Origin of the sequence: Allomuricauda sp. CAU 1633, from assembly GCF_017313225.1 — a bacterium.
Classification (GTDB): Bacteria; Bacteroidota; Bacteroidia; order Flavobacteriales; family Flavobacteriaceae; genus Flagellimonas.
This window is the reverse complement of the sequence record NZ_JAFLNE010000002.1, coordinates 394,945-419,436: the sequence shown is the minus strand read 5'-3', so window position 1 is coordinate 419,436 and position 24,492 is coordinate 394,945. Positions and strand designations below refer to the sequence as shown.

At 41.8% G+C, this 24,492-nt stretch carries 28 protein-coding genes; 14 read left to right on the top strand and 14 right to left on the bottom strand.

Annotation, left to right across the window (positions count from 1 at the left end):
* Positions 1-60: 60 nt before the first annotated feature.
* Positions 61-699, bottom strand: a complete 639-nt coding sequence (locus J0X14_RS06840) for an LON peptidase substrate-binding domain-containing protein (RefSeq protein WP_207097023.1) — start codon at positions 697-699, stop codon at positions 61-63.
* A gap of 161 nt (positions 700-860) precedes the next feature.
* Between J0X14_RS06840 and lysA the strand changes: the two genes are divergently transcribed.
* From lysA to J0X14_RS06825, 3 genes are all read left to right on the top strand, one after another.
* Positions 861-2,099, top strand: coding sequence for a diaminopimelate decarboxylase (gene lysA / locus J0X14_RS06835; RefSeq protein WP_207097022.1), 1,239 nt, complete (start codon positions 861-863; stop codon positions 2,097-2,099).
* Between the two features lie 10 nt (positions 2,100-2,109).
* Positions 2,110-2,523, top strand: coding sequence for a DUF3995 domain-containing protein (locus J0X14_RS06830; protein ID WP_207097021.1), 414 nt, complete (start codon positions 2,110-2,112; stop codon positions 2,521-2,523).
* 69 nt (positions 2,524-2,592) lie between these two features.
* Positions 2,593-3,108, top strand: coding sequence for a thioredoxin family protein (locus tag J0X14_RS06825; protein WP_207097020.1), 516 nt, complete (start codon positions 2,593-2,595; stop codon positions 3,106-3,108).
* Between the two features lie 312 nt (positions 3,109-3,420).
* Here the strand turns inward: J0X14_RS06825 and guaB are convergent, their stop codons facing one another.
* Positions 3,421-4,893: an IMP dehydrogenase gene (gene guaB / locus J0X14_RS06820; protein ID WP_207097019.1), complete on the bottom strand. Its 1,473-nt coding sequence runs from the start codon at positions 4,891-4,893 to the stop codon at positions 3,421-3,423.
* A gap of 145 nt (positions 4,894-5,038) precedes the next feature.
* Between guaB and J0X14_RS06815 the strand changes: the two genes are divergently transcribed.
* The gene (locus tag J0X14_RS06815; protein ID WP_242527944.1) at positions 5,039-5,389 is read left to right on the top strand and encodes a DUF6686 family protein; all 351 of its coding nucleotides are present in this window, start codon (positions 5,039-5,041) and stop codon (positions 5,387-5,389) included.
* Between the two features lie 7 nt (positions 5,390-5,396).
* Here the strand turns inward: J0X14_RS06815 and J0X14_RS06810 are convergent, their stop codons facing one another.
* From J0X14_RS06810 to J0X14_RS06785, 6 genes are all read right to left on the bottom strand, one after another.
* On the bottom strand, positions 5,397-5,891 hold the full coding sequence (locus J0X14_RS06810) for a hypothetical protein (protein ID WP_207097017.1): 495 nt from the start codon (positions 5,889-5,891) through the stop codon (positions 5,397-5,399).
* Positions 5,891-6,421 carry an FMN-binding protein gene (locus J0X14_RS06805; RefSeq protein WP_207097016.1) on the bottom strand — a complete coding sequence of 177 codons (531 nt, stop codon included), beginning with the start codon at positions 6,419-6,421 and terminating at the stop codon, positions 5,891-5,893. Before J0X14_RS06805 ends, J0X14_RS06810 begins: the two co-directional genes overlap by 1 nt.
* Positions 6,422-6,497: 76 nt before the next feature.
* Positions 6,498-7,676 (bottom strand): hypothetical protein, encoded by a 1,179-nt coding sequence (locus J0X14_RS06800; RefSeq protein WP_207097015.1) that lies wholly within the window; start codon positions 7,674-7,676, stop codon positions 6,498-6,500.
* A gap of 120 nt (positions 7,677-7,796) precedes the next feature.
* Positions 7,797-8,660: a hydroxymethylglutaryl-CoA lyase gene (locus J0X14_RS06795; RefSeq protein WP_207097014.1), complete on the bottom strand. Its 864-nt coding sequence runs from the start codon at positions 8,658-8,660 to the stop codon at positions 7,797-7,799.
* A 76-nt stretch (positions 8,661-8,736) separates the two neighbouring features.
* Positions 8,737-9,777, bottom strand: coding sequence for a quinone-dependent dihydroorotate dehydrogenase (locus tag J0X14_RS06790; RefSeq protein WP_207097013.1), 1,041 nt, complete (start codon positions 9,775-9,777; stop codon positions 8,737-8,739).
* A 54-nt stretch (positions 9,778-9,831) separates the two neighbouring features.
* Complete coding sequence (locus J0X14_RS06785) at positions 9,832-10,251, bottom strand: hypothetical protein (RefSeq protein ID WP_207097012.1); 420 nt, start codon at positions 10,249-10,251, stop codon at positions 9,832-9,834.
* A 97-nt stretch (positions 10,252-10,348) separates the two neighbouring features.
* Here J0X14_RS06785 and pepT point away from each other — a divergent pair, with 97 nt between their 5' ends.
* Both pepT and J0X14_RS06775 read left to right on the top strand, forming a co-directional pair.
* Positions 10,349-11,578, top strand: coding sequence for a peptidase T (pepT, locus tag J0X14_RS06780; protein ID WP_207097011.1), 1,230 nt, complete (start codon positions 10,349-10,351; stop codon positions 11,576-11,578).
* Positions 11,579-11,580: 2 nt separating this feature from the next.
* A complete protein-coding gene (locus J0X14_RS06775; protein WP_207097010.1) occupies positions 11,581-12,171 on the top strand; it encodes a YdeI/OmpD-associated family protein in 591 nt (196 codons plus the stop codon).
* Between the two features lie 63 nt (positions 12,172-12,234).
* On the opposite strand, the gene J0X14_RS06770 is transcribed toward J0X14_RS06775, so the two are convergent.
* The 5 genes from J0X14_RS06770 to nusB form a co-directional block, all read right to left on the bottom strand.
* Positions 12,235-12,987 (bottom strand): type 1 glutamine amidotransferase domain-containing protein, encoded by a 753-nt coding sequence (locus tag J0X14_RS06770; protein WP_207097009.1) that lies wholly within the window; start codon positions 12,985-12,987, stop codon positions 12,235-12,237.
* A gap of 146 nt (positions 12,988-13,133) precedes the next feature.
* The gene (locus tag J0X14_RS06765; protein WP_207097008.1) at positions 13,134-14,483 is read right to left on the bottom strand and encodes a Gfo/Idh/MocA family protein; all 1,350 of its coding nucleotides are present in this window, start codon (positions 14,481-14,483) and stop codon (positions 13,134-13,136) included.
* Positions 14,484-14,574: 91 nt separating this feature from the next.
* Positions 14,575-14,865, bottom strand: coding sequence for a preprotein translocase subunit YajC (gene yajC / locus J0X14_RS06760; RefSeq protein WP_207097007.1), 291 nt, complete (start codon positions 14,863-14,865; stop codon positions 14,575-14,577).
* 12 nt (positions 14,866-14,877) lie between these two features.
* The gene (locus J0X14_RS06755) at positions 14,878-15,357 is read right to left on the bottom strand and encodes a DUF1573 domain-containing protein (protein ID WP_207097006.1); all 480 of its coding nucleotides are present in this window, start codon (positions 15,355-15,357) and stop codon (positions 14,878-14,880) included.
* A 38-nt stretch (positions 15,358-15,395) separates the two neighbouring features.
* Positions 15,396-16,343, bottom strand: coding sequence for a transcription antitermination factor NusB (gene nusB, locus J0X14_RS06750; protein ID WP_207097005.1), 948 nt, complete (start codon positions 16,341-16,343; stop codon positions 15,396-15,398).
* Between the two features lie 180 nt (positions 16,344-16,523).
* Here nusB and J0X14_RS06745 point away from each other — a divergent pair, with 180 nt between their 5' ends.
* The 6 genes from J0X14_RS06745 to J0X14_RS06720 all read left to right on the top strand — a co-directional run bounded on the left by J0X14_RS06745 (position 16,524) and on the right by J0X14_RS06720 (position 22,829).
* Positions 16,524-18,275 (top strand): ABC transporter ATP-binding protein, encoded by a 1,752-nt coding sequence (locus J0X14_RS06745; RefSeq protein ID WP_207097004.1) that lies wholly within the window; start codon positions 16,524-16,526, stop codon positions 18,273-18,275.
* 78 nt (positions 18,276-18,353) lie between these two features.
* On the top strand, positions 18,354-18,728 hold the full coding sequence (locus J0X14_RS06740) for a PUR family DNA/RNA-binding protein (RefSeq protein WP_207097003.1): 375 nt from the start codon (positions 18,354-18,356) through the stop codon (positions 18,726-18,728).
* Between the two features lie 87 nt (positions 18,729-18,815).
* Positions 18,816-21,344 carry a M14 family metallopeptidase gene (locus J0X14_RS06735; protein ID WP_207097002.1) on the top strand — a complete coding sequence of 843 codons (2,529 nt, stop codon included), beginning with the start codon at positions 18,816-18,818 and terminating at the stop codon, positions 21,342-21,344.
* A 61-nt stretch (positions 21,345-21,405) separates the two neighbouring features.
* Positions 21,406-21,966: a thioredoxin family protein gene (locus J0X14_RS06730; protein ID WP_207097001.1), complete on the top strand. Its 561-nt coding sequence runs from the start codon at positions 21,406-21,408 to the stop codon at positions 21,964-21,966.
* Between the two features lie 15 nt (positions 21,967-21,981).
* Positions 21,982-22,305: a cupin domain-containing protein gene (locus tag J0X14_RS06725; protein ID WP_207097000.1), complete on the top strand. Its 324-nt coding sequence runs from the start codon at positions 21,982-21,984 to the stop codon at positions 22,303-22,305.
* Positions 22,302-22,829, top strand: coding sequence for a GNAT family N-acetyltransferase (locus J0X14_RS06720; protein ID WP_207096999.1), 528 nt, complete (start codon positions 22,302-22,304; stop codon positions 22,827-22,829). Before J0X14_RS06725 ends, J0X14_RS06720 begins: the two co-directional genes overlap by 4 nt.
* A gap of 1 nt (position 22,830) precedes the next feature.
* On the opposite strand, the gene J0X14_RS06715 is transcribed toward J0X14_RS06720, so the two are convergent.
* Positions 22,831-23,373 carry a YfiT family bacillithiol transferase gene (locus J0X14_RS06715; protein ID WP_207096998.1) on the bottom strand — a complete coding sequence of 181 codons (543 nt, stop codon included), beginning with the start codon at positions 23,371-23,373 and terminating at the stop codon, positions 22,831-22,833.
* Between the two features lie 165 nt (positions 23,374-23,538).
* On the opposite strand from J0X14_RS06715, the gene J0X14_RS06710 reads away from it, so the two are divergent.
* Positions 23,539-24,177 carry a peroxiredoxin gene (locus tag J0X14_RS06710; protein ID WP_207096997.1) on the top strand — a complete coding sequence of 213 codons (639 nt, stop codon included), beginning with the start codon at positions 23,539-23,541 and terminating at the stop codon, positions 24,175-24,177.
* Between the two features lie 88 nt (positions 24,178-24,265).
* The gene (locus tag J0X14_RS06705; protein ID WP_036379291.1) at positions 24,266-24,460 is read left to right on the top strand and encodes a cold-shock protein; all 195 of its coding nucleotides are present in this window, start codon (positions 24,266-24,268) and stop codon (positions 24,458-24,460) included.
* Positions 24,461-24,492 lie beyond the last annotated feature (32 nt).

Here is a 24,492-nt window from a genome sequence, read left to right as displayed (position 1 = left end):
TAATTGCCTTCCCAAAGGCCTCCTGACACAATACGCGTACCATTCGTAACAAATCTCTCGCTATATTTTAAAATCCTCAAAGTCCAAAGGGTCAAAATTTTTAAAGTGACCGTTCATTTCAATGACAGCTTTTGTCCGGTTCACCTGACTCAGAAGTGAGGTTGTGGAATCTAAATGTTCTTTGATATATAACAAACGATCTTTCTCTTTGGGAATCTGAAGCAATTCGTACTCCTGCTCAAAAGAAAGTCCCATCTTATGAGCCAAAGCGTAGCTGTTGAACTGTTTTGGGGACGTTTTGGTGAAGGGCACATCCATAAGATCGTACAATACCTCAACTTTTTGCAGCACTTCATCCCGAAGGTCTTCATCCGCATCATTCTCGACATCTATAAACTCCACCTCACCGCCAGAATATAACTTACCCTTCAATTGGCGTTCAAACGAAAGCACCTTAAATACTTGTCGCCCCACACAGACCACATCCATTTCACCGTTTTTATAGGTATTGACCACCTCAACCAACTGTACTTCAGTTCCATAAAGCATAGCATCGTTGATAAAAACAGGAATTCCAAAGGTGATGGCCTCTTTCCTACAATCATTAATCAACTGTTTGTAGCGCTCCTCAAAAATATGAAGAGGGACGGTTTCTCCCGGATAAAAAACCGATTGCAAGGGAAATAGCGGTAATTTCATTGTTGAAGTTTGCCTAAATGTACAATCCCAAATGCAAAAGAGCAAGTACCTTTGTTTTTAATTGTTGGTTTTAAAACAATTTGTTACAAATAAATGATTTTGTTTTTTATTCTTGTAGAACCCGCGTAGTTCCTGTAGATTTGCTCGAAAGACTGAACATAATGAACTCCAAAGACCTTTTAAAACTTACGGAGCAGTTTGGAGCTCCACTCTACGTATATGATGCCGACAAAATTGCTTCTCAATACCAAAGATTGACGAAAGCTTTTGAAGGCGTGCCCCAATTGCGTTTGAATTATGCCGCCAAAGCGCTTTCAAACATAAGCATTCTTAGATTGATGAACCACTTGGGAAGTGGTTTGGACACCGTTTCCATTCAAGAAGTGAAGTTGGGACTTATGGCCGGATTTAAACCGGAATCCATCATTTACACACCCAACGGGGTTTCTTTGGAGGAAATTGAGGAAGCTGCTGCGCTTGGTGTTCAGGTGAATATTGACAATCTCTCCATTTTGGAGCAGTTTGGCAGCAAACATCCAGATATCCCTGTTTGCATTCGTATCAATCCGCATGTGATGGCTGGAGGAAATTCCAAAATTTCTGTGGGGCATATCGATTCCAAATTTGGAATCAGCATACACCAGATTCCACATTTGTTGCGCATTGTAGAACTGACCAACATGAACATCAATGGTATCCACATGCACACTGGAAGTGATATTCTGGATATTGATGTGTTCCTGTACGCTTCTGAAATCTTGTTTGAAACTGCCAAAAATTTCAAGGATTTGGAATTCATCGACTTTGGTAGTGGATTCAAGGTTCCCTATAAAACAGGGGATATTGAGACCAACATAGAGGAGCTGGGTAAAAAATTGACCACCCGCTTCAACCAATTCTGCGAAGAATATGGCAAAAGCTTGACATTGGCCTTTGAACCCGGTAAGTTTTTGGTCAGCCAAGCGGGACACTTTTTGGCCAAGGTAAATGTGGTAAAACAGACCACATCCACGGTATTTGCAAGTATAGATTCTGGTTTCAACCATTTGATACGCCCCATGCTTTATGGTGCCAACCATGAGATTATCAACCTCTCCAATCCCAAAGGAAGGGAACGGTACTACTCGGTTGTAGGGTATATCTGTGAAACCGATACGTTTGGCAGTAACCGCAGGATCAATGAAATTTCCGAAGGCGATATCCTGTGCTTTAGAAATGCAGGTGCTTACTGTTTCACTATGGCCAGCAACTACAATTCAAGGTTTAGACCGGCAGAGGTACTTTGGTACAACGGCAAGGCCCATTTGATTCGGCAACGGGAGACCTTTGATGATATCCTTCGAAATCAAGTTGATGTGAAAGAACTGTTTGAAGTACCCAAAAAAGAAGTAGTAAAGTAAAATAGGATGGATGGAAATCATAGCCCTATTACTTTCCATAGTTTTTATTTTCTTGGCGGGACTTCATTTCTATTGGGCCATTTTTGGGATTAAAGAACCCGAAGCAGTGCTGCCTACGGAAATAGGAAGTTCCAAAGTAAAATCCCCGGGAAAACTAGTATCGGTTTTGGTAGGCTTCATACTCTTATTTTTTGCCTTTGTCTTTATCAATAAAGTTCTTATTTATGTGGACAAGCCTTGGGTAAGCTATATCCCATTGGTCATCGGAATCATTTTTATTTTGCGAGCTTTTGGAGATTTTAAATACATCGGTTTTTTTAAAACGGCGAAGAACAGTAAATTTTCGGCTTTGGACACTCGGTATTACTCCCCGCTATGTCTATTTTTAGGCGCACTGATCTTTATTTTGGAGTTTTTGGGATAAATACTTTTCTGGCACAATTTTCGTTATTTTTGTATGGATAGGACGACCAATGTCCTAAAAAAAGGAACTATGCGCGCAATTTTTACCCAGATTAGCTTACTTTTTTTACTGCTTGTAGGATTTCAAGCCCAAGCCCAGGACATTAATTGGATTTCTTGGGAAGAAGCAGTGGAACTGGCCCAAACCGATGCACAGCCTAAGAAAATGTTTATTGATGTCTACACCGATTGGTGCGGATGGTGCAAAAAAATGGATAAGGATACCTTCCAAAATCCTGAAGTTTCCCAATACATGCAGGAGAATTTTTATATGGTAAAGATGGATGCCGAAGGAAAAGACCCCATTGAATACAAAGGAAAAACCTTCAAGTTTGTCCCTTCGGGAAGACGTGGTTATCATGAATTGGCTGCAGCGCTTCTACAAGGTAAAATGAGCTATCCCACTGTAGTCTTTTTGGATGAACAATTGAATATGCTCTCTCCTGTTCCTGGTTACCAAAAAGTGGAGCCATTTCTACAGATTGCCCGTTATTTTGGCGACAATATCTACAAAGACAAGGATTGGCAGACGTATGCTGGGAAGTAATTAATCCATGCAACTATTCCCCTAATTATAGAGAAAAACTCCTATCAACACTATAATTGATTGGATAACCCAATTAATTTTGGGTTTTAGTGTAAGGGAAAGCACTAAGTCCAAAATTAGGGCTAATAATGCAAGGCCACCAGAAATAAAAGGGATAAGTCCTCCGAGTTCAGGGTTATGCGCACTTTCAAGCGAAGTATCAATGATGGTACTCCATTTTATAGTGACAATAGTTAAATAAACACCACAAACTCTTAGCGGTGTGATATAACGAAGTATCGAACTAACAACCAACAACTTATAACTAGGAGTTTACCTACTATAATTTGGACTTTCCTTAGTGATGGTGACATCATGGGGATGACTTTCATGGATACCGCTGGAAGTAATCTTTACAAACCGACCATTTTCTTTTAAAGTGGCAATATCCTTTGCACCACAATAGCCCATTCCAGCACGGAGTCCACCGATAAATTGATGCATACTTTCGTAAAGATCACCTTTATACGGTACACGACCCACGATTCCTTCGGGAACCAATTTTTTGATGTCATCCTCCACATCTTGGAAATAACGGTCCTTACTCCCTTGTTTCATAGCCTCAACAGAGCCCATTCCACGGTAGGATTTGAATTTTCGGCCTTCATAAATGATGGTCTCTCCCGGCGATTCTTTAGTCCCGGCCAACAAGGAACCCAACATCACCGTATCGGCTCCGGCGGCAATCGCTTTGGGAATATCCCCGGTATAACGGATTCCTCCATCGGCAATCACAGGAACCCCCGTTCCTTTTATGGCAGCCGCTACTTCTAATACAGCAGAAAACTGCGGAAAACCAACCCCAGCTACTACACGGGTGGTACAAATGGAGCCAGGCCCAATTCCGACCTTGACGGCATCTGCGCCGGCCTCTACCAAATATTTGGCAGCTTCGGCTGTGGCAATATTACCCACCACCACTTCCAACTCTGGGTAATTCTTTTTCACTTCTTTTAAAATACCAACCACACCTTTGGTGTGTCCGTGGGCTGTATCAATAATAATGGCATCCACTCCAGCAGCAACCAATGCACCAGCCCTTTCCACAGCATCTGCGGTTACTCCAACGGCTGCGGCTACCCGTAAACGCCCATATTGGTCTTTGTTGGCAATGGGTTTTTGGGTCAATTTGGTGATATCCCTAAAAGTGATAAGCCCAATCAGTTCATCCTTTTCATTGACCACGGGAAGCTTTTCAATCTTGTTTTCCTGAAGAATCACTTCAGCTTGCTGCAAGGAGGTACCTTCCCCAACAGTGACCAAATTTTCTGAAGTCATTACCTCAGCTATAGGTCTATTATCATTTTTTTCGAAGCGAAGGTCACGGTTGGTAACTATTCCCAATAATTTTTTGTTGGTATCCACAATCGGAATTCCGCCAATGCTATGCTCTTTCATATTTGCTTTGGCATCACGTACGGTAGATTCCAGCGGAAGGGTCACGGGATCCATGATCATACCACTTTCGGCCCGTTTTACCTTTCGGACTTTCATAGCCTGCTGTTCAACAGTCATATTTTTGTGCAACACCCCAATACCTCCTTCACGAGCCATGGCAATGGCCATTCGGGATTCGGTAACGGTATCCATAGCCGCAGAAACAATGGGTACATTAATGGTAATGTTCCTTGTAAATTTGGACTGAATATTGACTTCTCTCGGGAGTACTTCGGAATATGCTGGCACAAGAAGAACATCGTCGTAAGTAAGTCCTTCGCCAACAATTTTATTTAGGTGGGCTTCCATTGCAATTACGGATTAATTGCGTGCAAATATACCACTATTTTAATTGATTTCTATTCCTTCCCCTATTCTGATTAAAACACAATCATTTTATTTTTATTTAGACTTATTTTAAATAATTTATATCTTTATGCAAAATCAAGATTTAATGTGCAATTCTCTATATATTTTGAGTCAATCCAAAAACGGCTTATTGACCTTTTGCGATAAAACCAAACTCTTTCAACTGATCTTCAACAATCTTTGTTTTGAATTGTATGAATGGGAATTGGAAGCTTTTAAAGAATATGTGGATGAAATTGATATCCCCTATTGGGAAAATCAACTGAAACATTGGACACAACAACGGAAAATCCCCATTTCGGTAGGAAAGAAGCATTTCATCATCTTGGTGAACAAGGAAGAGGTTCACGAAATACTGCACCTATTATCCTTCAAAAAACCACACATTAAATTTTTGGAATACCAGGATATCGATTACCGATTCATTGAAAATTAAGCTGTGCCTATTTTCTGCTAGGCTTTACACATTGCCACAACACCAAAGAAGCTGAACCGGTAAAGGTAAGCGTCATCAAAATCCCGGAAAAGATGACAATGTACTTGAACCATGAAATGCCCTTCCACATCAAATAAATCCCTCCAAAGGTCAAAATGACGGATAGAAAAGGTTCAATCGTCAAAAAAAGTTTCCATTTTTTGGAGCAACGGGTTATCCAGACCAATCCACCCAACAAAAAGAAGATCATAGACATGGAAAGGATGTGGGTGTGCACAATAGTGAGCATTTCCCGGTCACCCTTTTTGAATTTCATCACTTCCGCGTCCTCATCTTCTTCATTTCCCAAATAATTTTCTTCTATTCCCGCCGGGGTTGTGGATTCGGTTTCTTTAATGAACAGCAGTCCAGTAAAAAATCCTACTGAAAGAATAATTACAAACGTTGCGATAAAAAGTCGGATTTCGCTAGGAAAACGGGTTAGCAGTCCATTGTACTCCATTACAGTTTTCCGTTTTGCTGAAGTACCCCGATAGTCTGAAAAAGATTATCCATAGCCTTGGTCATGGAATTCACAGAGATGGTGGCTCCGGAAATGACGTCGATATTGGTGTCGCTGTCAACACGATCTCCGCCGGTTTTTCCTAAAAATTGCTTTAACCAGCGCTTACTGCCAATCTCACCGCCATACTCTTCACGGTAGACCAAAACTTTGGTATGTATGACCTCTACATTCTCATCAAAAAGCACCAAGTAATCAAATACGGCCGTCTTGCTGGGTGCCTGGTCCGCAAACGCATATCCCAAAACGGATTGACCAGCCTGGATGCGGAATAAATTTTCCCCAGAAATCTTAGCCGGGAGCTCGGCATTCAATTCTTCTGAAACTGTAATGGGTTCTAAGGTAAAATCCGATACTTCAAAGGTCTTTTCAACCTCTTTCAAGACCCTTTTGTTCACCTCCTTGGGAAGTGAAAATGCGAGCAGCACAAAAAAGCCAAGTACCAGAGATATTGATTTTCCCAGTTTCATACACCAAATATATTAATTTAGACTCAATAGGGATAAAGCTTTGTGATTTATCCCTATTGAAACCATTCAGAGTGTCTTAGAACCAAACTCCTATACCAAAATTAAGGCGGTCTGACACATCAGCATCGTCTGCTGCATTGCTTCTAAACTGATAGTCGCCCTTGACCACAACCCCTGGCGCAATGTGGTAGGTCAATCCAGTGGTAACATCGGTTCTATCATAAGCTTCGTTTGCTGTTAAGGTACCATCAGTATTGGCATGGGTATCATAGGTTTCATACCTGCAAAAAGCAAACAATTTTTGGCGGTTCCCCACGGGAAGTACATTATAAGCTCCTTCCAAATACCATCCTTGCAAGGCACTTCCCAAATTACTTCCGGTTAAAGTGTTGTAATCGTCCGTATCTGAAAGTGAGGCATGGATAAACTGTCCACGGGCTGTAAATTTTTGGTAGGCATATCTCGCATCCAAACCGAACATGGCAATGCCAATATCCGCGCCATCAAACTGCTCCACATCATCTTCGGCTTGGGTACGACCAAAGTAGGTTGAAAAGCCCAATCGAAGGCCCGGGATACCATAATAATCCAATTTTGTGGAAAGGTTGGGGCTGTCAATGGTGGATTGAATTCCTTTTTGTCTACCACCACGAAGTCCACTGGAGCCGCTCAACTTACCAGCAACCCCTCCTTCGCCATCAGCTTCCGTAGATTTGAATCCGTTGAAAATATAGGCTTGGTATCCCAATGAAATTGAATTAAACCTACCGGTTATCCCGACGCCAAGCTCACGCCATGTAGTGGGTACAATGGCATTGTCCATAGCCGGGCGTTCGGTTCCATTAAAAGTGGTGGGTTCATGGAATTCATTGATGATACCCATGGGCACCAACATCAACCCCCCTCTAATATTTAAGTTGGGAGCAGCATTATAGTTCACAAAGGCTTGTTCTATAAAGACTTCCTCTACGTGTTCAAATTCAACTTCCGTTACAAACTGGGTGCGGTCATCAAATCGATATCCAAAAAGAAGTACCAAGCGCTGTACGTCCAATTCCCCATTTTGGGCCTCGGGCTGATTATATAGCATTTCGCCATAAGCCCCAACGGTTACCGCGGATGCGTAATTGCCAGAAAGCAATCGCTGTGCAGCGTTGATTTGTTTCTGTGGATCAAGTTGGATGGAATCTGTTTTGGTTTGTGCAAAAGCAAAAGTAGCACACAAAAGTGCCAATAGAATAGTGAGCTGTTTCATAATTGTTTGAGTAATTGTGCGGCAAATATATTTTTACCCCTCAAACCAAACAAATTTATTTAGACTTGGTTTAAATAAATTTTAATATTTAACATTTATATCCCGTCTTTTTATAAAAACTTAGTGATATGCTGAAAAAAGTTCAGTAGCCTTGTTGTAGGCAGCTTCAAATACCATCCAGTTTACACCAGTATCGGCTTTTGTTGCCGTAAAGTAGGACAGCATTTTTTCTGTGGGCATGTTTCCGGTAAGTTCATCCTTGGCCATGGGGCATCCTCCAAACCCTTGTACTGCCCCATCAAACCGTCGACATCCTGCCTTGTAAGCGGCATCTACTTTTTCGTGCCATTTGGTGGGTGTAGTATGCAAATGGGCTCCAAATTCTATGTTGGGGTACTTCGGAATGAGATTGGAAAACAAATAATCTATGACCTCTGGTGTGGAACTTCCAATGGTATCGGAAAGCGATAAAATTTGGGTTCCCATGTCCGCCAACTTTTCGGTCCACTCCCCTACAATGTCCACATCCCAAGGATCTCCATACGGATTTCCAAATCCCATAGAGATATAGGTGACCACCTCCTTATTGTGCTTGTTAGCCAACTCCAGTATGCCTTCCAAAGTTTCCACGGATTGCGCAATGGTCTTGTGCGTATTCCGCATTTGAAAGTTTTCAGAAATGGAAAAAGGAAACCCCAAATAATTAATTGTCTCGTGTTGGCAAGCATCCTCTGCTCCTCTGACATTGGCCACTATGGCCAAAAGTTTGCTCTTGGTCTTGGAAAGGTCCAATTGGGCTAAAACTTCTGCAGTATCCTGCATTTGGGGAATGGCTTTGGGGGAGACAAAACTGCCAAAGTCAATAGTATCGAACCCACAACCCAAAAGGGACTGAATATATCTGGCCTTTTCCGCTGAGGGAATAAAGGTCTTTATGCCTTGCATGGCATCCCGTGGACATTCTATGAGTTTGATCTTTGACATAGGCCGACCGTAAAATTACCATTATTTATCTGATGGCAATAGCTAAAATTATCCTGAATCCGAACCGTGATAAGCGTTATGGTTTACCTTCCAATAGGGCCTTGTTTATTTTTTTTATCAGGCCGGGTCCTTCATATATGAAACCTGTGTAGAGTTGGATTAAATCCGCGCCTGCCTTCAATTTTTCAAGAGCATCTTCTGCGGAGTGAATGCCCCCCACCCCAATAATGGGAAATGCCTTGTTGCTCTTTTCGGCCAAAAATCGAATGACCTCGGTGCTTCTTTGCACCAGAGGTTCACCACTTAATCCGCCTTTTTCCTCAGCAATAAAAAGAGGGGTTTTTAGGTCATTTCTGGAAATAGTGGTATTGGTGGCGATAACACCGTCAATTTTGGTTGCTGTTACAATTCCGATGATATCCATAAGCTGCGCGTCGGTAAGGTCAGGCGCAATTTTAAGCAGTATGGGTTTTTCTTTTTGCTTGGATTTTTTGGCCTGTTTGGTATTCTGACGCTTTAATTTATTCAGCAAGTCAGTCAATGGTTTTTTGTCTTGCAGTTCCCGAAGTCCCGGCGTGTTGGGCGAACTTACATTGACCACAAAATAGTCCACATGTTCAAAAAGGGCCTCAAAACAAATAAGATAGTCCTTGATGGCATCAGCATTGGGCGTGACCTTGTTCTTACCAATGTTTCCTCCAATAATGACCCGGTGTTCTTTCTTCAACTGCTCCACAGCTTCAAAAACGCCTTTATTGTTGAACCCCATCCGGTTAATGATAGCCTTGTCCTCCCGTAATCGGAACAACCGTTTTTTAGGATTTCCTGCTTGTGGTTTTGGGGTTAAAGTTCCTATCTCAACAAAACCAAAACCAAAATTTGAGAATTCGTTGTACAGCTTCGCATCTTTATCAAACCCAGCAGCAAGACCCACCGGATTTTTAAATTTCAACCCAAAAACTTCACGTTCCAACTTTGGGTCCTTCACTTCAAACGCCTTTCTGAACAGGGGGCCAAACCCCAGTTTTGAAAGTATCCCAATAGCCCAAAAAGAAAAATGGTGTGCGGTTTCAGCGTCTAATAAAAAGAGGATTGGGCGAATGAGAATTTTGTACATTCAACAGATTTTGGACAAAAATAAAAACTCTTAAAACAGTTTTAAGGAAAAGATTCATTTTTCGTCAACCGACCTGTTTATATAGATAGGACGCAGTGTGAGTTTGCTACACAACTCCGTATAGAACTCATATTGTTTTGGATTGAGGGTAGACAACAAACGTTTATCTATCATTCGAACATTTTGCTTCATGCTGTCCAAAATATCTTGATATTCCTTTGAGACAGTCAAAAGAACATCTACCGAACTTTCTTTATGCTGTTTTAAAAGATAATCCGCTCGGTTCTGCAAAATCTCGTTCCTGATTTTGAGCTCGGCACTCCAATTCTTCAGGTTTTCCTGCTGTTCCTCATTTAGTTGAAAAACCTTAGCGATAGTTTCATCATCTTCACCACCTACACCGAGCAAACATTCCTGCTGGGCAAAAGCCGTAAAATTCAACATCAAAAAAAGACAAAAAAGAGCTGCTCTCAACGAGTATGGGGTTTAAAAAAACGAAAGATAATGGTAAAAGTCTTTACTTGATCAAAATTGCGATTGAATAAGCCTTATTTTTGGTCAAACACTACCCATGAAGCAACTACTATCCCGATTTCTGGACTATGTGACCATCGATACCCAGAGCGACCCCTATTCCAAAACCACGCCGAGCACCGAAAAGCAATGGGACCTTGCCAAAAAGTTGGTAATGGAACTGCACCAAATTGGATTGCAAGAGGTATCCATTGACGAAAATGCCTATATCATGGCCACCTTGCCCAGCAATACGGACAAAAAAGTGCCCACCATTGGTTTTATTTCGCATATAGACACGTCCCCAGACTTTAGTGGAAGGAATGTGAGGCCTCAACTAGTGGAAAATTATGACGGTAAGGACATTGTGCTCAACAAAAGCAAAAATATTGTGCTTTCCCCAGATTATTTTGAGGATTTGCTGCTGTATAAAGGGCAGACCTTGATCACCACAGATGGAAACACCTTGTTGGGTGCCGATGATAAGGCGGGTGTTGCCGAAATTGTCACAGCCATGGAATATTTGGTGCAACATCCAGAGATAAAACACGGTAAAATTCGGATTGCCTTTACCCCCGATGAAGAAATTGGTAGAGGCGCCCATAAGTTTGACATAAAAAAGTTTGGGGCCGATTGGGCCTACACCATGGACGGTAGCCAAGTGGGCGAACTGGAGTACGAGAATTTCAATGCCGCTAAGGCCAAAATCACCGTTACCGGAAAGAGCGTGCACCCTGGATACGCCAAAAACAAAATGGTGAATGCCATTGGTATTGCCAATGAATTTTTAAGCCTGATGCCACCCCGGGAAGTTCCGGAACATACCTCCGGTATGGAAGGTTTTTTCCATGTACATAAAATAAAGGGTGAAATTGAAAAGGCCGAGATAGAACTCATTATCCGTGACCACGATGCGGTCCACTTTAAGGCTCGGAAAGAAATGCTGGAAGACATTACCGAAAAACTCATCAAAAAATATGGAGACCATGTTGTTCTGGAAATGGAAGATCAATACCGAAACATGCGGGAAAAGGTGGAACCCGTTTTTCATATTGTTGAGATTGCCGAAGAGGCCATGAAACAGCTTAAAATAGAACCTATCATCAAACCCATTCGTGGGGGAACGGATGGCTCCCAACTTAGTTTTATGGGGTTGCCCTGCCCCAATATTTTTGCGGGAGGACATAATTTTCATGGGAAATACGAATATGTCCCTTTGGAAAGTATGGAAAAAGCGGTGAAGGTAATCGTAAAAATTTGCGAACTTACCGACAGTCAAATCAAGTAGTTGTGGAAAAATCCAAAAAGTTAGAAGCCTACTACCAAAAGGAACATCCCTTTAAAGAGGGTATTGCCCATCTCAGGGAAATTGCCCTAAAAACAGAGGCGGATGAGGATTTTAAATGGAGTATTCCTGTGTACACCCTTAATGGAAAAAATGTTTTTGGTATCTGCAAGTTCAAGCAGCATTTTGGAGTGTGGTTTTTTAATGGGGTGTTTTTGAAAGACCCTAAAAAAGTGCTGGAAAATGCACAGGAAGGTAAAACCAAGGGCATGCGGCACTGGAAATTCCAGTCTCTCGACGAAATTGATGATAAAACAGTTTTGGCCTATATGACCGAGGCCTTGGACAACCAAAAAACGGGACTGGAAGTGAAGGCGGAAAAAACTAAAAAAGTTACCATTCCTGAACTGCTTCAAACTGAATTGGCAAAGAGCACTGCATTAAAAACTGCATTTTCAAAGTTTACCCCCTACAAACAAAAAGAATTCTGCGAATATATTACCGAGGCCAAACAAGAGGCCACAAAATTACGGCGACTGGAAAAAATCCTACCCATGATTGAGAAAGGGGTTGGGTTGAATGACGGGTATCGGTAGATTTATAATTTTCATCAACCTACCAAGTTTCTCTTTAAGTTAGCCGATTTTTGTTGGCTGGCATTAATTTTCTATCTGTTGGATCATTTCTTTGGCGACGATTGCAGAAGAGGGAAGAAACATGGTGGATACAATTCTCTTGTCAATGACTACATCGTGTTTATCATTCAAGTCGCCTTTGGTTTGAAATACTGCTCCATTTTGCCTTAATTGATCCTCCAACATAATGGGCAATAAAGTGCCTTCATTGGCCCAGCTTTTTGTTACTTCGGTTGAGTTTGGGAAACCAGTCACTTTTTTTCCGCTTACCATGTACTCGCCATTACTAAGCTTAACATTTGCAAAGGCACCTGGCCCATGTCCACAACCTCCCACTATTCCTCCATTTTCATAAATTTTAGCGATTATGGAAAGTAACTCTTCATTATTAGCCACATCGAATAAGGGTCCATATCCACCACCAATAAAAACGGCTTTATAGTTTTTATAATCTACTGCATCAGGTGTCAATGAATTTTCAACATTGCCATTAAAATTTTCATACTTTATAGTATAACTACTTATTCCAACAGGATCCATTGAGAAGGGTACTTTTCCACCTGTTGGCGAAACAAAATCCACTGTATATCCGTGAGAAACAAAAATATGGTAGGGAGGAGCTACTTCCCAAAGATTGTTCCCGGCAAAGTGTTTTTCCGGGTCACCCATATCTTCTGTATTTGAAACGATAATCAATATACTTCCCTTTTCATTTTTGTCATTGTTACAAGAAATAAAAATGAACAATACCAACAAAGCCAAGAATCTTTTTTTCATTTTTTGTTTGATTTTTATGGTAAGTCAATAAACGGAAGATAATGTTACAGTTTTTTTGAATTAATCCCAACAATAAGGATATCTACCAGTCGGCTGACAGGAGTGATATCCCAAAAACTGCAATACATATTTAAAGTCAAAACTGCCTACCCCACCTTTGGCAACTCCCAGCCATTATGGTATGCATTTTGTAAATGTGCGTTGGCTGTAGCATTTGTAAATTGGTTTTGGTTAGCATCCCAAAACAACCGCTCCCCAGTTTTATAGGCAATGTTCCCCATGTGGCTAACCACTGCGGCATCATACCCTACTTTTATCGGCGCATTAAGAATGGATTTATCCCGTGATTTAACCGCATCCAAAAAGTTGGTGGTATGCAAGTCCAATCCATTAGCGTCAACCTGTTGTAGTGGTACTGCCTCTATTTTTGGGCCATTGTTTTGGCTCCAATGTGGTCTGTCGTTTTCCGGGATGACTTCCCATCCGCCACGATCCAATACCAAGGTGCCGTTGTTGCCAATGAAAGCGATTCCATGATTTCGGCCATAGTTGCCCCCATCAATTCCAGTAGCATGTTCCCACAAAAGGGAAAATCCGTCAAATTCATATACCGTTTGTAGGGTATCCGGGGTTTCTGCGGCATCATTGGGGTAGGCAAATTTTCCACCCATGGCCATCACAGACTTTGGTGTGGAGGCTTTCATACCGTAAAGGGCATAATCTATCAAGTGTACGCCCCAATCGGTCATCAAGCCACCAGCATAGTCCCAAAACCATCTAAAGTCAAAATGAAAGCGGTTTTTATTGAAAGGTCGGTCTTGGGCCGGGCCCAACCACATTTTGTAATCCACCCCTGCAGGCACTGGACTATCGGGAACGGTGGGAATGGATTGCATCCATCCTTGATACGCCCAGGTCTTGGCCAAGCGTATCTGACCCAACTTTCCGGAGTGCACATAGTTGATGGCATCCACAAAATGGGGCTGACTGCGTTGCCATTGCCCAATTTGCACCATGCGGTCACTGGCATCTACTTTGTTCAGCATGATATCGCATTCTGCAATGGAGTTGGCAATCGGTTTTTCGCAGTACACATCCTTTCCAGCATCAATGGCATCCACCAGCAACAAACAATGCCAATGGTCTGGCGTACCAATGATGGCAATGTCAATATCCTTATCTTCCAACAACTTTCTATAATCCGAATACCATTTGGGCTTCTTGATGCCCGCTTTCTCCAAATCGGCGGTGCGTTGTTGAAGCACATTTTCATCCACATCGCAAAGGGCAACTACTTCCACTTCACTATTCTTGAGCATGGAAGACAAATCGGAGAATCCCATCCCCTTACAGCCAATGAGTCCCACTTGTATTTTGTCGTTGGGGCTTATGGTTTTGCGCATAGCGCCCAATAATTCCATTGGAAAAATCACAGTGGCTCCCATTCCGGCCATGAACAAGGATCCTTTTTTTACAAACTGTCTTCGTGTACCCATTTTTTTTAAATTTTGGATAAGATACAAAAAAACGCCCCTTGGTTATCCTGTACCATAGGGGCGTTCTAAATTTTAATGTATGTACTATCTATTACTTCTTATCGTCGGGAACATTCAACTTTTTGCTCATTTCCATGGAAATGGCAGAGCGGTCAAACTTTAAACGACCAGCCATGGTTTCAATGACACAGGAGAAATCCTTGTCGTTCAATTCCACAATCTTGCCGTGAAGACCACTTTTGGTGATGATCTTATCTCCTTTTTTTAACTCTGAAGTAAATTTTTTCTCATCCTTCTGACGTTTGATCTGCGGGCGAATCATAAAAAAATACGCCACGGCAAAAATCAATATCAGCGGTAAAAACTGTCCTATGTTTTCCATTCAGGCTGTAAACTATTTAACAGGACCAGCTGGAGTCGCACCTGCAGGGTTGACAAAAGCCTTGATCCTTAGCATTTCTGTTCCTTTTTCGGTATTGGCGGTAACGGTGATGGTCTTGGTCACCTGGTTTTGTCCAGAACCATTGAACTTTACCAACAACTCGCCTGTCTCTCCTGGAGCAATGGGCGTGTTCTTTGGATATTCAGGAACTGTACAGCCACAGCTACTTTTGGCATCGGTGATGATCAAAGGGGCATCTCCGGTATTGGTAAATTTAAAGGTTGTTTCTTGTGGGGTACCTTGCGCAATGGTTCCAAAGTCATGCTCCGACTTCTCAAAGTTCATTACAGGGAGTTTCTTTTGTGCTTCATCCCTATTGGTTGCACTTTCAACGTTGTCCGCTACAATTTTGTTGGAGGCTTTGTCCTTGCAAGAAAAACTTACTAAGGCCACCACAAAGAGCAGACTAAAAATTGCTGTTATTCTTTTCATGATAAAAATTTGTTTTTCCAAAATTAAGCAAATATTGTTTATTGGAGACCTCTGCCTATTTTTTGCAGTCTTCCCGTGGATTTATATTCCTTGGCCAACTTATCCAACACCCCATTGATAAAGATACTGCTCTTGGGTGTGGAGTATTCTTTGGCTATCTCCAAATACTCATTCAAAGTCACTTTTTCGGGGATGGACGGGAAATTAAGCAACTCGCAAATGGCCATTTTCAGGATGATGGAATCAATCTCGGCTATACGGTCATTGTCCCAATTTGGGGTCTTCCCCTCTATCTCCTTTTCCCATTTAGCATCGTTGAGAAGGGTTTTGGTCAATAGGTTGTTCGCATATTCCATATCCTGCTGGTCTTTGAGCAAGGCTGGAAGAAAAAACTTTTCATTGGAGTTTTCATTGGCCTTCCGCAAACGTTTCATCAAATAGGTGTTTACAATAGGAAAGTCGTCCACCCAAGTGAGTTTGTCATCCTCAAAATATTCGTAGATCTTGTCGTTGGGGGCTATTATTTCCTTAAAAAGTTCCAGAACCACATCCCGATCATCCTCGTAGCTGTCCTTACCATTGGTCATGTAGTCTTTGTAAATTTTACTGCCTATCACCTCTTTGTAGATGATCTTTACATACTCCTCGTTCAAGTACCAATTGTTCAGTTTTCTTTTGGACAGGGCGGCCTTTAAAGATTCATTGTTGACAATTTGCAAGAGCAGTCTGTTCTTTACAAATTTTTCACGATCGGGATAGTTGTCCTCTTCGGTGGCGAGATATTTTTTTGAAGCACGGTTCACATGCCTGTTGGCCATTTGGTGCAGTTCGGGCAAAAGGCTAAGAACAAGTAGATAGAGCACATACATGTTCTCTATACTCACTCTGAGGAACTTTTCCTGTTTTTCCAGGGAATCGTCCTTGGATTGGATCAATGCATAAATGCACTGCATCACTTTTACTCTGATATGCCTGCGGGTAAGCATTTTTAAAAGAACTTTAAAGTCGTTGATTGGCTTTCACCCCGCAAAAGTAATCTTATATTTGAATCTTACCTACCAAAGTTGTTTTCTTATCAGTTTTATAACATTTAGTTTGTATTCTATGGCATATATTTGCTGGATTGTCATTAAAAAAATGACGTTCACAAACCATCTTTCCCTTTTATGAAGGAATTAAAACACCTAAATAAATACTTTAAAAAATACTTGTTTAAGCTGTTGATGGGGATTTTGATCACCATCATTGCCCGTGTTTTTTCCTTGATCATGCCTTCCTATGTGAACAAATCCATACAGGCGGTGGAGGATTTTATGTCAAACGTAATTACCCTATCGGATGCCAAAGGGATGCTCTTCCAATACATTCTGATCATTGTCGGTGCCGCGCTTTTATCTGGACTTTTTACCTTTTTAATGCGGCAGACCATCATCAATGTATCCCGGTACATTGAATATGATCTAAAAAATGAAGTCTTTGACCATTATCAATTGCTCAGCCTTAATTTTTACAAAAAAAACAGGATTGGTGACCTCATGAACCGAATTAGTGAGGATATTAATCAGGTGCGGTTATATGCAGGTCCTGCCATTATGTATGGTATACAGACACTGACCCTTTTTGCTTGTTTAATTCCACTGATGTTCATTAAGGCTCCCACCTTGGCCATGTACACATTGCTTCCCTTACCCATTTTATCGGTTTTGATCTATCAGATCAGTAAGGTCATCCATAAAAGAAGCACCAAAGTGCAGGAATATTTGTCCACGCTGTCCACCTTTACCCAAGAATCTTTCTCGGGGGTGGCCGTGATCAAAGCATATAGTCTTGAACCCAAGATAAATTCGGAATTACAGGACTTGGCCCAAGAGGGCAAAGATACCAGTATGGCACTGGCCAAGGTAAACGCTTGGTTTTTTCCATTGATGATTCTGCTCATTGGCATCAGTAACATTTTTGTGATTTACATTGGGGGAAGACAGTACATCAGCGGTCAAATTGAATCCATTGGCATTATTGCCGAATTCATCCTTTATGTGAACATGCTTACGTGGCCCGTTGCCATTGTGGGATGGCTCACCTCCATCATTCAAAGGGCAGAAGCTTCCCAAAAACGAATCAATGAGTTTTTAAAGGAGGAGCCTTCCATTAAAAATGAAGTAGCGCAAGACACGCCCATTAAAGGAAACATCGAGTTTAAAAATGTGACCTTTACCTACGAGGATACCAATATTACCGCCCTTAACAAGGTTTCCTTTACCATACAAGCTGGGGAAACTGTGGCATTTTTAGGAAAAACAGGTTCGGGAAAATCCACTATCCTGGATTTGGTGGCCCGTCTTTACGACGTAAGTTCTGGTGAGATATTGATTGATGGTGTACCTCTTCAAAAATTGAACCTGAACAGCTTGCGGAGTTCCATCGGCGCTGTGCCCCAAGATGCCTTCCTGTTTTCAGATACTATTGAGAACAACATCCGTTTTGGTAATGAAAATGCTACCCATGAAGAGATTGTGGACGTGGCCAAAAAGGCAGTGGTACATAAAAACATTCAAGGTTTTGCCAAAAAGTACAATACCATATTGGGGGAACGTGGCATTACATTAAGTGGTGGTCAAAAGCAGCGGGTATCCATTGCGAGAGCCCTGCTCAAAGACCCAAAAATCTATCTTTTCGATGACTGTTTGTCCGCTGTGGATACCGAAACCGAAGAGGAAATCCTGAACAATCTAAAACGAGAATCCCAAGACAGGACCACCTTGATTGTAAGCCACCGAGTCTCTTCCGCCAAAAATGCCGATAAGATCATTGTATTGGAAAATGGAACCATACTCCAAGAGGGCACCCATGAGGAATTGAACAACATTGATGGATACTATAAAGAACTCTATCTCAACCAGCTCTCTGGGAAAGAATGATAAAAAAGTTGCTGGATTAGCTTTTTTTTTCCATTTTTGGGAGAATAAACAACCAAAGTTTAAAACACACTAGACCAAATGGGCGAGAAAGATATAATGGATCAGGAAGAGATTTATTCGAAAGTCTTACGAGCAGGAAGAAGAACTTATTTTTTTGATGTAAGAAGTACCAAGGCCGGTGATTACTACTTAACCATCACAGAAAGCAAGAAGTTTACACATGATGATGGCTCCTTCCATTACAAAAAGCACAAAATCTATCTCTACAAAGAAGATTTTACCGCATTTAGGGAAATTATGGAAGAAATGATGGACTACATCATTGATGAAAAAGGGCAAGAAGTAATTTCGGAACGTCACCAAAAAGATTTCAAAAAAGAAGATAATGAAGACTTCAGTGAGAACGGAACCGCATCTGGCAGTTTCACCGATGTTGATTTTGATGACATTTAGATAAGATTCCCTTAAAAAATAGTAAAAACGACCCGTATTCAGCGGGTCGTTTTTTATTTTTAACCCTACTAACTCAAGTTTCAACTCATGAAAAAAAGCAACCTTGTATTCTTGGCCCTATTTGCGGTTTTAACCCTTTCGGCGCAACAAGTAACATTGGATTATTATTTACCGGATGGCATCTCTTACGATCCCAATATCCCAAAACCAGTGGATGTGATCGGGCATGAAGTTGGCGAATGGCATGTTACCCATGACAAGTTGGTGTACTACATGCATCAACTTGCAGAATCCAGTGACAGAATCACCATTGAGAATAGAGGAACCACTTTTGAGGGCAGGCCCATCCTATTGCTTACCATAACCACACCAGAAAACCATCAAAACATAGAGACCATACGGCAACAGCATGTTGCCCTTTCCGAAGGAAATTCAAGTTTGGACACTTCAGAAATGCCCATTATTGTGTACCAAGGCTTTTCCATCCATGGAAATGAACCCAGTGGTGCCAATGCTGGTTTGGCTTATGCGTATTATTTAGCCGCTGCCCAAGGTCCGGAAATTGAGTCCATGTTGGACAACATGGTCATTCTTATGGATCCCAGTTTTAATCCAGACGGTTTGCAACGCTTTGCCTACTGGGCCAATGTCAACAAAAGTGAAAACCTAAACCCTGATAACAATGAGCGGGAATACCATGAGGTATGGCCCGGCGGGCGTACCAATCATTATTGGTTTGATCTCAATCGCGACTGGTTGCCTGCTCAGTTACCCGCCAGTAGGGCCCGTGTGGAGACATTCCACAAGTGGATGCCCAATATTTTAACGGACCACCACGAGATGGGAACCAATTCCACTTTCTTTTTTCAGCCTGGTGAACCAACACGGGTACATCCATTGACTCCCAAAATGACCCAAGAGCTGACCGCAGAAATTGGAACCTATCATGCCAAAGCATTGGATAAAATTGGGTCACTGTATTTTTCGGAGGAAAATTATGATGACTATTACTACGGTAAGGGCTCCACGTTTCCTGATGTGAATGGAAGTATTGGAATATTGTTTGAACAGGCCAGCTCACGTGGGCATATTCAAGAAAGTGAGAATGGATTGTTGACGTTTCCCTTTACCATTCGAAATCAATTTACCACGGCATTGTCCACCATTGATGCGGCCAAAAACATGCGGACAAAACTGTTGGACTTCCAGAAAAAGTACTATGCAGACCTGCGTAATGAAGGTGCACGGAGCAAAACCAAGGCCATTATTTTTGGTGATAGCAAGGATGCCTCCAAAACCTGGCATTTGGCAGAAATCTTGAAAAGGCACAAAATAAAGTTCCACGAATTGGCTTCAGATGCTACCATTGGTGGAAAGAATTACAAAAAAGGGTATAGCTATGTGGTGCCTATGGATCAGAAAAACCCAAGGCTCATCAACGCCATGTTTGAGAAGCGAACCACTTTTGCGGACAGTCTATTTTATGACATCTCAGCTTGGACCTTTCCCCTAGCCTTTAATGTTGATTATGCCGAACTGTCCTCTTTGCCCAATGCCGGACCGGAGGTGATGGATTTTCAACGCCCAACAGGCGGAGTGGATAAAAAGAGTAATTATGCCTATGTGTTTGAATGGCATGAATACTATACCCCTAAAGTGTTGAACGCCATTTTGGAAAAAGGCCTTCGTGCCAAAACCGCACGGACCCCATTCATTTTGGAAGGCAAACGGTACGACTATGGGTCCATAATGATTCCCGTTCAAAATCAAAAATTGGATGCCACTGAACTCTATGGCTTTTTAAATGGCATTGCCCAAGAAAGTGGTGTCACTATAAATGGGGTATCCACTGGGGTTACTGAAGGAATTGATTTGGGAAGTGGGGATTTTGAACCGCTCAAAAAACAAAAAGTGGCCATTTTGGTGGGTGATGGCACCCGCTCCTATGACGCTGGTGAAATCTGGCATTTGTTTGATACTCGATATGATATGAAAATCACCAAAATCGACACCAAATATTTCAACAGTGTAGACTTAGATTCGTATACCGATTTGATACTGCCAGGTACTGGTTGGGGAGGCGGTATCATGCTCGACAAAAAAGGTGCTGAAAAAATCAAGGAGTGGGTAAAAAATGGAGGTAGTGTTATTGGGTATAGAACAACAGCCAACTGGTTTTTGAGCAATGAACTCATGAGCCTTAAAATGCGGAAGGACACCTTGGTTGCCAAAAACATCGCCTTTGACCAAAAAGAGGATTTTACAGGGGCACAAGTAACCGGTGGTGCCATTTTTGAAGCCGATTTGGATCGCTCCCACCCGATTAATTATGGATATAAAAATGATAAGTTGGCTCTTTTCCGAAACACCAACATTTATTTGGACCCGGAAAAAAACAGCTACGACAATCCCATTCAGTATACCAGTGACCCGTTGCTGAGTGGTTATATTTCTGAAGAAAATGCAGAACTCATCAAAAATAGTGTGCCTTTTAAGGTGCAACGTTTGGGTAAAGGAAGAGTGATTCTCTTTACGGACAACACCAACTTTAGGGCGTTTTGGTACGGCACCAACAAACTGTTGATGAATGCTATTTTCTTTGGACAGATGATGTAAGGGATGCCAATCTGCATCAACAAAGAAGTAATAAAGTTTTAATCAAAAAAAAATAAAAACCATGGCCAGAACCCCAAGCAATATGTTGCCCTTGGGCACCAAAGCCCCGGATTTTGAATTATTGGACACTGTTTCCAACGAAATGCTTTCTCTGAATACATTACAGGGTGAAAAAGGAACGGTGGTCCTATTTATTTGCAACCACTGCCCTTTTGTGATTCATGTGAATCCAGAGATTGCCAAATTGGGAAAGGAGTATCAAGCCAAGGGCATCAACTTTGTAGCGATTTCCAGTAACGATGTAGAAAATTATCCGCAGGATGCTCCGCACCTCATGAAGGAAAAAGCCCAGGAAATGGAGTATACCTTTCCTTATTTGTATGATGAGACTCAAGAAGCAGCCAAGGCATACGATGCGGCCTGCACACCAGATTTTTATCTTTTTGACGGGGATTCTAAATTGGTTTATCGTGGTCAATTGGACGATTCCAGACCAGGAAATGGACTGCCTCTTACAGGAACAGACCTTAGGAATGCGATGGATGCCCTTTTAGAGGGCAACCCCATTGACCCTGACCAAAAACCCAGCATTGGGTGCAACATTAAATGGAAGGAAAGCTAATTTAATACTCGGGCTATGAAAATAAGTCCAAAAGAAGCATTGGAGAAACTCTCGGAAGTGGATTCACCATTTCGGACCCTTTTTAAACATGGTTCGTTGGCGGTTGAAATCTACAAGCCGGAAAAAGTGGACTTGCAACAACCCCATTCCCGGGACGAGATCTATGTGGTTGTTTCTGGTAGTGGTGAATTTTTGAACGGCGGCAAGCGAACTACCTTTTCGCAAGGAGATTTTTTGTTCGTTCCAGCGGGCGTGGAGCATCGGTTTGAAAACTTTACGGAAGATTTTGCCACTTGGGTATTTTTCTATGGGCCGGAGGGAGGTGAAAATAATCCATGAGCCGAGAAGTCATTCTGGAAAAAGTCCAACCCTCAACTTTGGACACGTATGTTTCCGTAGGAAAAACATCCTACCAAGAACATTATCTGCATCTTTGGGAAAATGAGGATCCCACACCCTACCTCTCCAACAGCTTTGCTCCACAGATTATGCAACGCGACTTGGCCGACCCCAATGTAATCCACTATTTAGTAAAAATGGGAGATTCCGTTGTGGGTATTGTCAAACTCATCAAAAATCAAGCCTTGGATGATCTATCGGAGAAGGAATCGTTATTGGCGCAAAAAATTTATCTTCTAAAAGCTTATGCCGGGATGGGCATTGGGAAAAAGGTGCTGCACCTCATAGAAGATTATGCTCGAAAATTGAACAAAAAAGTAATTTGGTTGGATACCATGCAAAAGGGAGGCCCTATTCAATTTTATCAAAAAAATGGATATGTGATCAAACGGGAGAGTGAACTCAGTCTTCCCGGTGCCAAACCATCAGAAAAAGCCATGTGGATTTTGACCAAGCGTCTCTAGATTACCACCCTTCGCGCTGTATCAAATTTGCAATGTGTGCAAAATGATGACTTCCGTGCCAAGCATAGCGACCTATATTTACGTCCAAAGTCGTTACCTCGTTCCCATCTGGATGGGTGAAGGTACGTTGCAAATCTTCTTTTGACAATCCTTTTAGCAGATACACCAACTTGGCATGAACCGCCTTTAGATGATCCAAAGATATTTGGATAGGTGCTGTCCGGGCATCAAACAGCTCTGACCATGCCTTTTCATCATAAGGCTTAATCAATGGGTTTTCTTCCGTCAATGCCCATTTGAATCTAATATAGCTATGGTGGTGGCTGTCTGCAATATGGTGCACCAATTGCCGTACCGTCCAACCGCCGGGTCGGTATGGGGTTTCCAATTGTTTTGCTGAAAGTGGGCTTACCATGACCTCCAATTTTTGGGGCAATTCTTCCAAAACAGTGATCCATTCCTGTAATTGTTGGTCCGTAATGATCTCCGGGATTTGGTAATGACCAATGGGATATTTCAGTTGTTCCAAAGTTTCTTTTTCCATGTTTTAAAGGTAGTGAACTTCAGGTTGAAATGTTCTTGTCTTTCTTCTGAATTCATAAAAAACATCAGTAATTTTAATACACTTTTAACTGTGCTAAAATCATGGGATTGATTTATCTACTAACTTTGTAGAGTAATCATTCTATAATCCTAAAAAACAACATATATGGCTACACTAAGATTAGGCGATACCGCTCCGGATTTTACTGCGGTAACCTCAGAAGGAACACTGAATTTCTATGACTATTTGGGTGATGGTTGGGGTATTCTTTTCTCTCACCCTGCCGACTTCACTCCGGTATGTACTACCGAATTGGGCACTGCGGCCAAATTCAAGGATGAATTTGCCAAGCGCAATGTAAAAATGATGGCATTGAGTGTGGATGGTGCCGAATCGCACAAAGAGTGGATCAAGGACATCAACGAGACCCAAGCTACCAATGTCAACTTCCCCATTATTGCGGATGAGGACCGAAAGGTTTCCGATTTGTATGATATGATTCACCCCAATGCAGATGATACCCTTACGGTACGCTCTGTATTTATTGTTGGTGCGGACAAGAAGATAAAATTGATTCTGACCTATCCTGCCTCAACTGGACGTAATTTTTATGAGCTTTTGCGTGTTGTAGACTCGCTGCAATTGACGGCCAACCACAAAGTGGCCACACCGGCCAATTGGAAGCATGGGGAAAAAGTTGTGGTAAGTCCCGCCATACCCACAGATGAGGCCAAGAAAATTTTTACCAAAGGTGTTGAGGAGGTAAAACCGTATTTACGTTTGACCCCAGACCCCACGGCATAATTATTTTTTGAGAAAAAAGTGCAAAAACCCTAATTCCCAATAAATTAAATGTACCTTCGCGCTTTATTTAATTTTTTTAATTTTTATTATGAGTAAAGGAACAGTAAAATTCTTCAACGATTCTAAAGGCTACGGCTTTATTACTGAAGAAGGTTCACAAACAGATCACTTTGTACACGTTTCAGGTTTAATCGATGAAATTAGGGAAGGTGATGCTGTAGAATTTGAACTACAGCAAGGTAAAAAAGGATTGAACGCCGTAAACGTACAAGTTATAGATTAAGGTAACAGTATACTTTTTTATAGATCAGATCA